Raw genomic sequence first — 13,271 nt, 5'->3', positions numbered from 1 at the left:
GAGCGCTGCCCTCCGAAGGCAGAGGTCACACGTTCGAATCGTGTCGGGTGCGCCATCGATACTGGATGAAGGCGAAAGAGAAAAATTCAGTACTGCTACTAAGCAATGGCTCCGGAAAAAATCACCAATACAGGGCAATAACGGTGAAGCAGCCCCATGACCTGTAGGTTATGTCTTCATCTGCCATGTCTCTCCGCCTTTGGGTATCGCCAAGCCATTGGCGAAAATGCAGGAGCTATACTCCACCCAAAATGAATGCCATCCCGCGTTTCGCCTTTATAATCCTGCTCTGTATGTCTTTTTTGACGTCAATCATGACACTGTCAGAACAATTGGACATGCGGCAGTATGCAATTGTTCTGACAGTTGTGAAAGGAACCGAGATTGCGTTATTCCGCCTTCAAGCTGTTGACGGAAGGGTTGCGAGGGCATACCGGATGGAAGCCGGTGTGGCGCGATCCCGCGCCGCAGGCTAAGTATGATTATATCATCGTTGGCGGCGGCGGGCATGGCCTGGCGACCGCGCATTATCTTTCGAAGGTCTATAAAAAGTCGCGAATTGCCGTATTGGAAAAAGGTTGGATCGGCGGCGGCAATGTCGGGCGGAATACGACGATTATCCGCTCCAACTACCTGCTCGATGGTAACGAGCCCTTGTATGAATTCTCGCTCAAGCTCTGGGAAGGGTTGGAACAGGACCTCAATTACAATGCCATGGTGAGCCAGCGCGGCATTCTAAACCTCTGCCACAGTGATGCCCAGCGCGATGCGTACCGGCGGCGCGGCAATGCGATGCGCCTGAATGGCGCGGATGCGGAACTCCTTGATCAGGGACAGGTTCGCGAGATAGCGCCCTTCCTTGATTTCGAGAATGCGCGTTTCCCCATCAAGGGCGGATTACTGCAGCGGCGGGGCGGCACGGTGCGCCATGACGCCGTCGCCTGGGGCTATGCCCGATCCGCCGACAATCATGGGGTGGATATTATCCAGAATTGCGAAGTGACCGGATTTAAGATCGAGACTGGCGCGATTAAGGGGGTGAAGACCAGCCGGGGATATATCGGCGCGAAAAAGGTCGGCGTTGCGGTTGCCGGTAGTTCCTCCCGCGTTATGGCGATGGCGGGCCTGCGCCTGCCCATCGAAAGCCATGTCCTGCAGGCTTTTGTCTCCGAAGGACTGAAACCGGTAATCCCGGGGGTTATTACCTTCGGCGCGGGACATTTCTACATCAGCCAGTCCGACAAGGGCGGGCTTGTCTTCGGCGGCGATATTGACGGCTATAACAGCTATGCCCAGCGCGGCAATCTGCCGGTTGTCGAGGATGTGTTGGAAGGCGGCATGGCGCTGATGCCGATGATCGGGCGGGCGCGGCTGCTGCGGATGTGGGGCGGATTGATGGATATGTCGATGGATGGCTCCCCCTTCATCGACAAAACTCCGATCGAGGGGCTCTATTTCAATGGCGGCTGGTGCTATGGCGGGTTCAAGGCAACGCCCGCGTCGGGCTATGTGTTCGCGCATTTGCTGGCAACCGATACGCCGCATAAAACAGCGACCGCGCTTCGGCTGGACCGATTCAGGACCGGCGCCATGATTGACGAAAAGGGCGCGGGCGCCCAACCGAACCTGCATTGAGGCTAGCATGATTATCAACCATCCTTTGCTAGGTCCCCGCGATGCGCAGGAATTTGTCTATCTCGGCGATGCGAGCCTGATTGACCGGCCCGACGTGAATGCGGAAACGGCGCTCGAGGATTTCCATGACTATCTCTATCTTCGGGATAACCCGGCAGGCAGTCATAAGGAACTCTGGTTTCATGAGCAGGGGGATCGCGCATGGCTGGTTGTTACGCGCGATATGACAACGCATGAGATTACTGATGTGGAGCTTGCCTCGGACTATGCAAAGCGGCGGGGGCGGGACAGATGAGCCAGAAAAACCGCCTCAACGGTGGCCAGATTGACCGGAACCGTCCCCTCTCCTTTTCTTTTGATGGAAAGAATTATACCGGCTACGTGGGTGACACCCTGTCGTCCGCGCTGCTCGCCAATAATGTTCGCTTGATGGGACGGAGTTTCAAGTATCACCGCCCGCGCGGTGTTTTCTCCGCCGGATCAGAGGAGCCGAACGCCCTTGTTGAGCTTCGAAGCGGCGCGCGGCGAGAGCCCAATACCCGCGCAACGGTCGCCGAGCTGTATGATGGATTGGAAGCGCAAAGCCAGAACCGATTTCCGTCACTTCGGTTCGATGCTCTGGCAGTTAGTGATGTACTCTCCTCTTTCCTCTCGGCCGGATTTTACTACAAAACCTTTATGTGGCCCGCCGCCTTCTGGGAGAAGGTCTATGAACCGGCCATTCGCCGCGCCGCCGGACTTGGGCGCCTCTCAGGTGAGGAAGACCCGGACGTCTATGACAAGGGGTTTCTGCACTGTGACCTGCTGATCATTGGCGCGGGGCCGAGCGGACTTGCGGCAGCCCTGACAGCGGGTCGGGCGGGAGCGGAGGTCATCCTCGCCGAAGAAGATTTCGCCTTTGGCGGTCGTCTCCTCGCGGAGAGGGATCTTCTGGCGGATCTGTCGGCTAATGATTGGGTGTCAGATGTTGTCGGGGAATTGTCCACCCTGCCGAATGTGCGGCTGATGACGCGAACGACAGTTTTCGGACAGTATGATCATGGTATCTTTAGCGCGATAGAGCGGATATCTGATCATCTACCGGAACCGCCCACCCACAAACCGCGCCAAATTCTCTGGCGTATTTATTCGAAACGCGCGCTGCTCACCGCCGGAGCGACGGAACGCCCCATCGCCTTTGAGAATAACGACAGACCGGGCGTGATGCTGGCGGGGGCCCTGCGCGCCTACGCCAACCGATGGGCAGTAACGCCGGCAAAAGATGTCGTTATTTTTACCAACAATGATGACGGGCACCGTACTGCGCGGGACCTTGCCGCCAAGGGTGTCAATATCGCCGCCCTGGTCGATTGCCGCGCCGATGCCCCTGCATCGGCAGAGTTCGAAGTCCTCAAAGGAGCGGAGGTCATCGACAGTCGCGGGCGGCTCGGTCTTAACTCCGTAAAAGTCCGACTGCAGGACGGATCGGAGAAAGAGATCACTTGCGGCGCTTTCGGTGGTGCTGGCGGGTGGAATCCGAATGTGCATCTGACCTGCCATAAACGCGGGCGACCGATCTGGAATGACGACATCTTGGCCTTTGTTCCCGCGCCGATAAGCGATCCAGCTTTGCGCGTCGCGGGCGCTGCAGCAGGCATCTTTTCAACCCATGGCGCGCTTCAATCGGGCGCAGAAAAAGCCATCCAGGTGCTGAAGGAGTTGGATATTTCCGCCAGAATGCCAAACCTTTCCAAGGCGGAAGACGCACCCGTCAATATTGCTCCCTTCTGGTATGTGAGGGGCGGGAAAGGCCGCGTCTGGCTGGACCTGCAGAATGATGTGACGGTCAAGGACATCAAACTCGCCCATCAGGAAGGATTTAAATCCGTTGAGCATGTGAAGCGATACACCACCCTCGGCATGGCGACGGATCAGGGAAAGACTGCTAATCTCGGAGCGCTTGCCGTTCTTGCCGACCTTGGCGGGAAATCCATATCGGACGTCGGGACGACCATCTTTCGTCCGCCCTATACCCCTGTGTCGATGGGGGCGATCGCCGGACGGTCCCGGGGCAAGAATTTCCGTCCCTACCGCCTCACGCCCAGCCATAAATGGGCAGAGAAACAGGGCGCAGTCTTCGTTGAGGCGGGCAACTGGCTCCGTGCCCAATGGTTCCCGATAGAAGGTGAAACCCACTGGCGGCAATCAGTTGATCGGGAGGTTCTTGCCGTTCGGAAATCCGTCGGCGTTTGTGATGTAACGACGCTGGGTAAGATTGATGTGCAGGGCACGGATGCGGCAGAATTCCTCAATCATGTCTATTGCAATGGTTTCGCCAAACTGCCCGTCGGCAAGGCGCGCTATGGCCTGATGCTGCGTGAGGATGGCCTCGCCATGGATGACGGCACCGCGGCGCGGCTTGCCGAGGATCATTTCGTTGTGACGACGACAACCGCCAATGCGGTGTCTGTCTTCCGTCATATGGAATTTTGCCGTCAATGCCTATGGCCGGGTCTTGGTGTGCAGCTCATCTCAACCACCGAAGCGTGGGCGCAGTTCGCGGTGGCGGGACCGAACGCGCGCAAGCTCCTGCAAAAAATCGTCGATCCCGCATATGACATCTCGAACGAGGCCTTCCCCTATATGGCCTGCGGTGAGGTCACGATCTGCGGTGGATTGCGCGCGCGGCTTTTCCGGATTTCCTTCTCCGGGGAGCTGGCTTATGAGATTGCCGTTCCTACAAGATATGGCGATGCCCTCGTCCGCCGGGTGATTGAAGCGGGCAGGGAGTTCGATGCCATTCCCTACGGGACGGAGGCGCTGGGGGTCCTCCGGATCGAGAAGGGTCACGCCGCAGGGAACGAGCTAAACGGCCAGAGTACCGCCGCCATGCTTGGCATGGGACGTATGGTCTCGCAAAAGAAAGACAGCATCGGCCGGGTTCTCGCAGGCCGCCCGCATTTGATCCGGGAGGATGATTATCGGCTGGTCGGGTTGAGGCCAGTAAACGCCGAAGATACGATCCTGTCAGGCGCGCATCTAATGAGTATCAAAGACACCGCCAATGCGAAGAATGATCAAGGTTGGGTCACCTCTGCCGCCTATTCGCCGCATGTCGGATCCTCAATCGCCCTCGCCTTTCTTAAAAAGGGAGATGCGCGCCATGGCGAGGTAATCCGTATCGTGAGCCCGCTTGATAATAGCGATATTGAGGCGACCGTTACCAGCCCCCATTTCATCGATCCGGAAGGAGAGCGGCTCCGTGTCTGAACATCTGCTTACCCCACTGACTGCGCTTGGAAGGGACAGCCCGGTTACCAAGACAATCGGCGGTATCACCATATGCGAAAACCCTGATCTCGCAATTGCCTCGCTTACCGTTCGGCAAGGGCGAGACCAGCAATTGCAAACTGTTCTGACGTCGATCCTTGGTGGCAGCCTATCCGGGCCGGGCCGGGCTATCTTTTCTAACAGCACCACAGCGATCTGGACGGGGGTTGATCAATGGTTCCTGATGGCCCCGCTATCGGAGCATCCCGATTATGCCGCCGAGATAAAGAACATTGTCAAGGACAGCGCCAGCGTGACGGAGCAGACGGACGGCTGGGTTATTTTCGATCTAAAAGGCGACAATCTGATCCCGTTTTTGGAGAGGATTTGCAACCTGAATAGTAAAACACTCGTGGCGGGAGATGCAACACGCTGCCTGATTGAACATCTCGGTTGCTTGATCATCTGCCGTGAATCAGGTAGGAATTTCACAATTGTCGGGCCCCGCTCCTCGGCGTCCTCACTTCATCATACTCTCGTCACAGCGGCGCTTAGTGTCGCCTGACGTTCAGTTTTTCAGGAAAGTAACTTTGCCATGCAATCATTTGCACTTACCGTAAAATGCAAATCCACACGGGGTATCGTCGCGGCCATTTCCGCATTTCTTGCCACAAACGGCTGTAATATCACGGACAGCGCCCAGTTCGACGATCAGGAAACCGGCAACTTCTTTATGCGGATCAGCTTCCAGAGCGAGGAAGGTAAAGATCTTTCCGCGCTATCGGACGGATTCGCCGAAGTGGGGGAGCGGTTCGGAATGCAATTCGGTTTCCATGATGAATCGGAGAAGATGAAGGTGGTTATCATGGTCTCCCGCTTTGGCCATTGCCTCAACGATCTCCTGTACCGATGGCGGATCGGCGCGCTGCCGATCGAGATCGTCGCCGTGATTTCCAATCATTTCGAATATCAGAAGGTCGTCGTTAATCACGATATCCCCTTCCACCATATCAAGGTGACGAAGGAGAATAAAAAAGAGGCCGAAGCCCGGCAGATGGCCATCGTTGAGGAAACCGGCGCGGAGCTTATCGTCCTTGCGCGTTATATGCAGGTTCTGTCAGACGAAATGTGCAAGAAGATGTCGGGACGGATTATTAATATCCACCACTCTTTCCTGCCAAGCTTTAAGGGCGCCAACCCCTACAAACAGGCGTTCGAACGGGGCGTCAAGCTGATCGGGGCGACGTCGCATTATGTAACAGCGGATCTCGATGAGGGCCCGATTATCGAGCAGGACACAGTCCGCGTCAGCCATGCGCAAAGCCCGGCAGATTACGTGAGCCTTGGCCGCGATGTGGAGAGTCAGGTTCTCTCCCGCGCAATCCATGCCCATATCCACCTGCGGGTTTTTATTAACGGCAACAAAACGGTCGTCTTTCCCGCAAGCCCCGGCAGTTATGCCTCCGAGAGGATGGGATAGGAAGGCTAGCTAAGCAAAAAATCTGCCCGTCATAAAAACTGGCTAACGCATTGCCGCATACCCTGCAATAATTGATATATAAAAGCTGGGCAGCTGAAATTGCCAGGTTGAAAAATAGAGGAGAGTGAGGGAGAACAAATGCCAATTAACGAGATCTTAGAGGATGGGGTCAAGGTTATTACAATTGACCGACCGCCGATGAACGCCATCGATCTTGTCGCGATCCGATCACTCGGCTCCTTGTTCAAGATGCATGATCCCGAATTACCGCTGGTTCTTGAAGGTTCAGGAAAGGCTTTTTGTGCGGGAGTTGATGTCAAGGCCTTCGCCAGCTACTCACCAGAGGAACGTCACGACATGGCGCTCGCAATTACCGACATGACATTTCACTTGCTATCCATCCCCGGCCCCGTTATCGCGGCTGTTGGTGGCCATGCGCTGGGCGGCGGGCTGGTCCTGACCCTATGCACAGACTATCGCGTTGCGACAAATGACGGTGCCGCGCGCTTTGGATTACAGGAGTCGCGTGCTGGTGTGCCCTTTCCATCCGGACCGGAGCGGATTATCGCCCGTGAAATTCCGGCCCCACTCCGCCGACATCTGACACTTTCCAGCCAAGCTGTCTCCTCATCTTTCCTTGCAAACCATATGATCTTTGATGAGTTGACGTCTCCGGAAGAGATTCGCGCCTGCGCTCTGGCCCGGGCAAAAGAATTAAACACCCACCCTGGCTTTCGGGCTGTGAAATCCCAAATCCGCCGCACCCTCATCGATCAGGTTCACCAAGCCAGAGACAGCGGTATAGAAGCTTTATTCAAAACTTGATCCCAGCCATGAGGATCCACTTATTTTGGATATGGGATAATGTAGGAATGGTGCCCCTAGAGAGAGAAAGTTTGAACTCTCTCTTCGAAGAACTGGCCGACTGGGAACACCAACTCAAACATTCAGGAATTAATCTTTCCAATGATCTCGGAGGGCCAGAATTATGAGTTCTGTCCTCCATGCCCAGTTCGTAAAGGTCGTTGCCAAGCCGAAGAAGAAACGCCCATCACCCTTATCTCTGCGGCTAAGTGAGGAAGAACGAGCCCAGCTCCAACATGATGCGGGGTCTCTGGCAGTAGGTACTTACATCCGCAAGAAGCTGTTTGGAGATGATATTAGACTTGGCAAATCTCATCGCCGCAAACACCGTCGCCCTTCCATGGACCATGAACAAATCGCCAAATTCCTCGGTATACTGGGCCAATCAGAACTCGGTCCTAGCCTGATCGCCATCGCCATGGCCGCTGAGACAGGCTCCTTGCCTGTATCACCTGAGCTGACTGACGAACTCCATCAAGCCTGTGATAATGTGCGTACGATGCGTTCTGTATTGATTAGAGCCCTCGGCATCAAATCAGAGGAACGCCCATGATCCTCAAAGGCAACCAGCGCGGCGGAGCAAAGAATTTGGCTTTGCATCTATTAAAGGAAGAAAACGAGCATATCGAGGTTCATGACCTACGCGGGTTTGCAGCTTCTGATCTGGTGGGCGCCCTCAATGAAACCTATGCGGTGAGCAAAGGAACCAAATGCACAAAGTTCCTCTATTCCCTGTCGTTCAACCCACCACCGTCAGAAACCGTCTCCATCGCCGAGTTTGAAGCGGCCATCGAACGGGCCGAAAAACAACTTGGCCTTTCATGCCAACCCCGCGCCATCGTCTTCCATGAAAAAGAAGGCAGACGCCATGCCCATGCCGTGTGGAGTCGGATTGATATTGAGGAGATGAAAGCCATACAAATGTCTTTCGATCATTCAAAGCTGAAAACCCTGTCCAGAGAGCTGTTTCTTGAGCATGGCTGGAAAATGCCACGAGGGCTGGTGAACAGTGAAGAACGCGACCCCAAGAACTTCACCTATGCCGAATGGCAACAAGCCAAACGGATTGATAAAGGCCCAAAAGAGATAAAGACTGCCATTCAGGATGCCTGGGCCATCTCGGATTCAAAGGCTGCTTTTACCCATGCCCTGGAAGAACGCGGCTATACCCTTGCCAGAGGCGACAGGCGCGGCTTTGTGGCGGTAGATGTTCATGGAGAAGTCTACTCCATCCCCAAAAAGACAAATGTCAGAACAAACCAGGTGAGAGAAAGACTGGGCGATGAAAAGGACCTGCCCAGCGTCACAGAAGCCAAACATAATATCGCTAAAAGTATGCTCCCTACCCTGCTGCGATTCAAAGAAGACGTAAATGCAAAGGAGCAGCAACAGAAGAGCAGCCTACTCTCAGAAAGAGATCAGCTGACCGCAAGACTAGGAGAAGAACGGCAAGCCTTTCTCAACATGCAAGCCGAACAACAACGACAAGAAGCCCTCATAAGACAGTCCCGTTTCAGGCCAGGCGTCAAGGGTATATGGGACCGGATACGTGGAGAACATAAACGTATCCAACAATTGAATGAGCAAGAAGCAAAGCAAGCACTGGAACGAGACCAAAGGACTAAGGGTCAGTTCATCGCCAATCAGCTCGCTCAGCGCCGCTTGATCCAAGAACGCGCTAGTATGTTGAAAAATCATTTCCACGAACAGAAGCAAGACCTTCGCTCAGATATCTCTCAGTTCAAGGAGATGCAGCAATCCAACCTCGACGCACGGCGTGAAGAATTCAAGCGCATTAGAAAGGATGGGGGTAAACAAGAAATTTGCCACAATCGTGGACCTACGCAAGAGCATTAGGAATCAGTCCAGGTCATCGAAAAGTTAAGTATTTGTCCGCAGGGCTAAGTAATTTATTGTTGCTGTTGACCAATGTCTCCAAATATCAATTAAATCATTTTTGAGTTGCTAGACAAAATGGGCCGACACAAAAAGCATTTGTTGATGTAAATACACCTACCTATGCATTATTAGAAAAATACTGTTTCAATCTGAAAAAGAATATTGTATATCTTCTAGATATCCAAACACACATGAGACTAAATACAAGAAGCTATAGAAAAGTTCTGGGATTTATAGGCAGTAGTTAATAGTTGCAACTTCGTACGAAAGAGGCGCAATTAGGATGCTAAAATATATAACTCAAGTTTTATTTATTACTTCAGTCGCTATCTTTAACCTTATGGCTACCGATGCCAAGGCTGATCGTATTTGGTTCGAGTATGGAATAGGATATGTGACAGTAGGTTATAATCCTGAATCGAGAATATTTTTAAACAATAAGATTTATGTTGCAGTTGTAGGTCCTGACACAACAGGAGCGGCACTACATAATACAACGAGAAACTGCCTGCGTGAGAAATTCCTTGATAAGAAATTTAACTACGGGGAAAAGCTTCGTACCTCTATATGGGCGCTAGCTAATGAACGTGAATTCAATTCGCCTTTTGTGACTTTTGAGCGCGAGAGGTACTTTCAAGGCTCAATTTCTACGGACGATGCGTTAGCCATAGTATTTGAGAATGCGGCTTCGGATTTGCGATTACGCCTCACGGAATGTGTCGGCCCGGAAATTGACGACGAGTCCTTTAACTTGGCGCTCATTCATAGAACATGCGGAACGACGGGCGAAAATTGCAAAAAATCTCCGTCAGCGCTAAACAATCACCCAGCGTCACGCGCTTTTTCTCTTCTAACGTATTGGGTAAACAACTCCGCTGATGTTACTAAAAGTTTCCAACCAAACATGCCGATCCGGATAATCAACGGCAAACCAAAAATTAGCGAAAGTTTTCTTGAAATAAAAGAAGCAAACAAATGGCCTGAACCTCCTTCAAGTATCGAGTTTCAAAAGTACTTCGAATTTGGTGCACTCAAATTGCGAGAAAAATCCAAAAAATATTCCGTTGTTGTTCCCTTGACAATCGATACCACTCAACAAGTCGCAAGCTCACTTATTGATGTTATTGATAATCCTGTATCCGCTATTACAATGATCAAATCTGTTGAAGAGAGTGGCCTTTCCTTCGTTTCCAATGAGCTTGCTAGAACTAGAATCTTAGAATGTGCTCAGTTTCAAGGTGCTCGTGATGTAAATGAATTAAGGAAGTGCACAGGATTTGATGTGTCACCTTCAATGCTAATTCAGTGCTTAGGTGACAGTACTTGCAGGCCAAAGGTAAATAACAAAACTGCTCTTGGCATTTTGACCTTGTCAGGATTATACAACGATCAAAATGATTTGACTGTATCGTTACTGCCTCGGATAAAAAGTCTGCCCCCATACGGACAGATGGTTGACATCTATAATAACTGCAAGCTTGAAAATAGTAGCGATGCGTTAACATCCGAATGCTTTCTAAGCAGTTCTTTGGATGGAGATGAGAAAAGAATATTCGAATGCTTTAATTCTAACGACACCAATTTGGAGTCATTGAGATGTAGTTTAAAGGCAACTAATCAAGGTAGCTTAATCGAAATCACGAATTGCATGGGGTCGGGTGATGAAGAGCTCGATGCTTTGTGTTTGATTGATCCTAGTATTTCTGATCAAATCATCGCTGTAGAAAAGTGCTTGGATGGCGAAAATGGCTACGCAAAATGTATAAGCCAGTTGACAGGTTCTGAAGACATCAATCTCATTTTAGATTGTTTGGAAAAATATGAAGATGACAGCCTCAATCTCGCACTCTGCTCTTCAGCAAATCAACTATCTCCTGAAATAAAAATTGCCATTTCATGTGTTCAGTCAAATGACGGAGAGGCGGCGAGTATGGCAGGGTGCCTCATAACTAGCGGTTTACCAAAAGACTATCAAAAGGCTGCTCAATGCCTCGTTGAGGGCGGAGGTGACCCACTTGGGACTAGCGTTTGCATGGCAAGCGATGGACTAACACCTGAACAACAAATTGCCTTACAATGCGCTGCGAGCCAATATCTTTTGCAACCTGTGCGGCTGGAAGGTTGACTATGAAAGAACTTGCTCAATGTGCCAACAAAAAATTTGCGGAGGGCAATTGCTTTGGAGAAAACAACGAATTTCGAAAACTTTCTAGGCAGCTTTTAGGAACAGATATCGGTCCGAATTCAGTTGTAGCAGGCGTGGCAAATATACACCTAGAGAGCATCAAGCTTACGATGGTCATGGCGCAGGAAGCAGGCAAAGGAGTCGAAAATGTACTGAGAGAAGCTGAATCACTTGGGAAAAACGTTGATCAAACTTTACAAATAGCCCGCAATGATGTCCGACGTGAAATTGAAAATGCTATAGAATCAGTGGGAGATAATATTGGTGAAGCTCTTAAATGTATAACTTTGAATTGTTAAAAATACAGTACTCACTTTCAGAAGCATATCACGTACCGTTTTAGTTCATTGCCAAATATATGGGGTTTTGGAGATTAAATATGAACACAAAAAATGCGATTCCATTTGCACTTTCCATTCTGATATTAGCCGTATTGCCTTTTAGTGCGGTTATCGCGGACGAGAAAAGCTATGACCCTGGCAGTCTCAATGTCAAATGTAGCTGTAATATTCTAGGTAAAGAAAAAATTGTATGGCACCATATAATTAGAGTACCAAAGACTAATTTCCTGATAGATCTCAATGAAGTTTGCCGAACTACCTTTGATAATTATGAAGTTCCAGATACTATTTGCAATAAAGAAGATGATTTCGTTGGCTCTGAATACGCCTTCGATCAAGACTAAAGTCTATTGCCCTTACCTAATTTAGAATCCCGAGAAAAAGCTCCCAAACGGCGAGAACTGCACAAGAACTAAAAAGGCAAATCCGCTCAACTCTTTTTAAACCACGAGATCGGATTTCCAATCCTCTGGAAGTACTTCAAGATAATCAACTTTCATTATACCTGTCGAGCCAATTTTCATGAATGCAATAATCTTTTCTCTTATGTCGTTGTCACAGCTAATCGCGAATTTGCCAACTGTCTTACCTTCATGGAGGAACAAGGGTGATAAAAGCATTCCTCGACTGCAAAGCCACGCAAGCTCAAAAGTCTCCACCAAATTTTTTCGAGTCTCGTTCCACCATTCATCACCTGGATCTCTCCATGTTTTCTGTGAATGGAGGAGAGTTCCCAGTTTCTCGACGCGATCTCGGAGTTCATCGCTAACAGGGATATGATACACATCGAAGATTAATTCATCTTCGACGTACCAAGCAACATACTGTATTTTCTCACTCTTAAATATGCCCGCCAATGCCTTTCCTTGTGCACCAATTTTCCATCGATTTGGTACTGAACGCGCGTATTCGCGTTGAGCTTCCAAGTATTGATCTTGTCTACATTCCAAAAAGCAGCGAAGTTCAAAAGCTGCATAAAAAATGGATTGCGCATTCCCTTCCATCAGAAGCGCCCGTGCGCGATTAAGATACGCATGCGGATATATGGGGTACTCATAAGGATCAATTTCGGTCATCAATAATTATCCCTCGGTAGAGGGTTGTAGTCTACACCTTGCTGCTGCTCTTATATGATGATTTTAGGGCCAAATCGAACAACCATAGCCCAGACCACGTTGACGCGCAGGGTTGGGCAGCTACCAAGTCGAAGGTCGGTACAGATAGAACTTCCGGTACCCGTTTGCCATTAGCTATCGCATTTACTTGTCACGGTTTACATTATCATTTTCTGATGCGTCGGGATTATCCCTTGCATATTCGCGATTGTTGACCGTCACGACATGCGCACCAGGATGCTCGCCACGCTTAATTTCAGCAACAACGTTTCTACGCGGAATGTTTTTTCGTGCCCCAATATCATAATGCTCATTGCGGCCACTCGGCCCGTCATTTTTGCCTTTAATCTTAGTCATAGCTTTAACCTCGTTAGAAAAACTACTCGCTCAATAAAATTCACACAGGCTACGCGAATCTTATTTAATATTATATACTCTTAATACAAGATGGAGTAACTAATAATGTGGAAGATGCCCTATCTGGTATATTGGTAAAAAATAAG

Annotated in this window: 13 protein-coding genes; 11 read left to right on the top strand and 2 right to left on the bottom strand. The window is 50.4% G+C overall.

Annotated features, from left to right (window positions below; translation table 11 throughout):
* The first annotated feature begins 384 nt into the window (after nucleotides 1-384).
* From P1U71_RS16550 to P1U71_RS16500, 11 genes are all read left to right on the top strand, one after another.
* A complete protein-coding gene (locus P1U71_RS16550) occupies nucleotides 385-1,635 on the top strand; it encodes a sarcosine oxidase subunit beta family protein (RefSeq protein ID WP_301106766.1) in 1,251 nt (416 codons plus the stop codon).
* Nucleotides 1,636-1,642: 7 nt separating this feature from the next.
* Entirely contained in the window at nucleotides 1,643-1,930 is a 288-nt protein-coding gene (locus tag P1U71_RS16545; protein ID WP_301106764.1) for a sarcosine oxidase subunit delta, read from the top strand.
* A complete protein-coding gene (locus tag P1U71_RS16540; protein WP_301106762.1) occupies nucleotides 1,927-4,884 on the top strand; it encodes a sarcosine oxidase subunit alpha family protein in 2,958 nt (985 codons plus the stop codon). The genes P1U71_RS16545 and P1U71_RS16540 overlap by 4 nt, the downstream gene beginning before the upstream one ends.
* Nucleotides 4,877-5,449, top strand: coding sequence for a hypothetical protein (locus P1U71_RS16535; protein WP_301106761.1), 573 nt, complete (start codon nucleotides 4,877-4,879; stop codon nucleotides 5,447-5,449). The genes P1U71_RS16540 and P1U71_RS16535 overlap by 8 nt, the downstream gene beginning before the upstream one ends.
* Before the next feature lie 30 nt (nucleotides 5,450-5,479).
* Nucleotides 5,480-6,364, top strand: coding sequence for a formyltetrahydrofolate deformylase (purU, locus tag P1U71_RS16530; RefSeq protein WP_301106759.1), 885 nt, complete (start codon nucleotides 5,480-5,482; stop codon nucleotides 6,362-6,364).
* Nucleotides 6,365-6,502: 138 nt separating this feature from the next.
* Nucleotides 6,503-7,189 carry an enoyl-CoA hydratase/isomerase family protein gene (locus tag P1U71_RS16525; protein ID WP_301106757.1) on the top strand — a complete coding sequence of 229 codons (687 nt, stop codon included), beginning with the start codon at nucleotides 6,503-6,505 and terminating at the stop codon, nucleotides 7,187-7,189.
* Nucleotides 7,190-7,352: 163 nt separating this feature from the next.
* Nucleotides 7,353-7,781 (top strand): hypothetical protein, encoded by a 429-nt coding sequence (locus P1U71_RS16520; RefSeq protein ID WP_301106755.1) that lies wholly within the window; start codon nucleotides 7,353-7,355, stop codon nucleotides 7,779-7,781.
* A complete protein-coding gene (locus P1U71_RS16515; protein ID WP_301106754.1) occupies nucleotides 7,778-9,085 on the top strand; it encodes a hypothetical protein in 1,308 nt (435 codons plus the stop codon). Before P1U71_RS16520 ends, P1U71_RS16515 begins: the two co-directional genes overlap by 4 nt.
* Before the next feature lie 325 nt (nucleotides 9,086-9,410).
* A complete protein-coding gene (locus P1U71_RS16510; protein ID WP_301106753.1) occupies nucleotides 9,411-11,252 on the top strand; it encodes a hypothetical protein in 1,842 nt (613 codons plus the stop codon).
* Between the two features lie 2 nt (nucleotides 11,253-11,254).
* Complete coding sequence (locus P1U71_RS16505; protein ID WP_301106751.1) at nucleotides 11,255-11,611, top strand: hypothetical protein; 357 nt, start codon at nucleotides 11,255-11,257, stop codon at nucleotides 11,609-11,611.
* Nucleotides 11,612-11,691: 80 nt separating this feature from the next.
* Entirely contained in the window at nucleotides 11,692-11,997 is a 306-nt protein-coding gene (locus P1U71_RS16500) for a hypothetical protein (RefSeq protein ID WP_301106749.1), read from the top strand.
* 96 nt (nucleotides 11,998-12,093) lie between these two features.
* Here the strand turns inward: P1U71_RS16500 and P1U71_RS16495 are convergent, their stop codons facing one another.
* Both P1U71_RS16495 and P1U71_RS16490 read right to left on the bottom strand, forming a co-directional pair.
* The gene (locus P1U71_RS16495) at nucleotides 12,094-12,729 is read right to left on the bottom strand and encodes a hypothetical protein (RefSeq protein ID WP_301106747.1); all 636 of its coding nucleotides are present in this window, start codon (nucleotides 12,727-12,729) and stop codon (nucleotides 12,094-12,096) included.
* Between the two features lie 183 nt (nucleotides 12,730-12,912).
* Nucleotides 12,913-13,125: a hypothetical protein gene (locus P1U71_RS16490; protein ID WP_301106746.1), complete on the bottom strand. Its 213-nt coding sequence runs from the start codon at nucleotides 13,123-13,125 to the stop codon at nucleotides 12,913-12,915.
* Nucleotides 13,126-13,271 lie beyond the last annotated feature (146 nt).

Source organism: Sneathiella sp. (assembly GCF_029233945.1).
Lineage (GTDB): Bacteria > Pseudomonadota > Alphaproteobacteria > Sneathiellales > Sneathiellaceae > Sneathiella.
This window is presented reverse-complemented; position numbering and strand designations above follow the sequence as displayed.

Excerpts from the sequence above, each read along its gene's own strand:
- P1U71_RS16540 (WP_301106762.1), top strand. The coding sequence starts at position 1,927 with ATGAGCCAGAAAAACCGCCTCAACGGTGGCCAGATTGACCGGAACCGT.
- P1U71_RS16495 (WP_301106747.1), bottom strand. The coding sequence starts at position 12,729 with ATGACCGAAATTGATCCTTATGAGTACCCCATATATCCGCATGCGTAT.
- P1U71_RS16520 (WP_301106755.1), top strand. The coding sequence starts at position 7,353 with ATGAGTTCTGTCCTCCATGCCCAGTTCGTAAAGGTCGTTGCCAAGCCG.
- P1U71_RS16545 (WP_301106764.1), top strand. The coding sequence starts at position 1,643 with ATGATTATCAACCATCCTTTGCTAGGTCCCCGCGATGCGCAGGAATTT.
- P1U71_RS16515 (WP_301106754.1), top strand. The coding sequence starts at position 7,778 with ATGATCCTCAAAGGCAACCAGCGCGGCGGAGCAAAGAATTTGGCTTTG.
- purU (WP_301106759.1), top strand. The coding sequence starts at position 5,480 with ATGCAATCATTTGCACTTACCGTAAAATGCAAATCCACACGGGGTATC.
- P1U71_RS16500 (WP_301106749.1), top strand. The coding sequence starts at position 11,692 with ATGAACACAAAAAATGCGATTCCATTTGCACTTTCCATTCTGATATTA.
- P1U71_RS16525 (WP_301106757.1), top strand. The coding sequence starts at position 6,503 with ATGCCAATTAACGAGATCTTAGAGGATGGGGTCAAGGTTATTACAATT.
- P1U71_RS16505 (WP_301106751.1), top strand. The coding sequence starts at position 11,255 with ATGAAAGAACTTGCTCAATGTGCCAACAAAAAATTTGCGGAGGGCAAT.
- P1U71_RS16490 (WP_301106746.1), bottom strand. The coding sequence starts at position 13,125 with ATGACTAAGATTAAAGGCAAAAATGACGGGCCGAGTGGCCGCAATGAG.
- P1U71_RS16510 (WP_301106753.1), top strand. The coding sequence starts at position 9,411 with ATGCTAAAATATATAACTCAAGTTTTATTTATTACTTCAGTCGCTATC.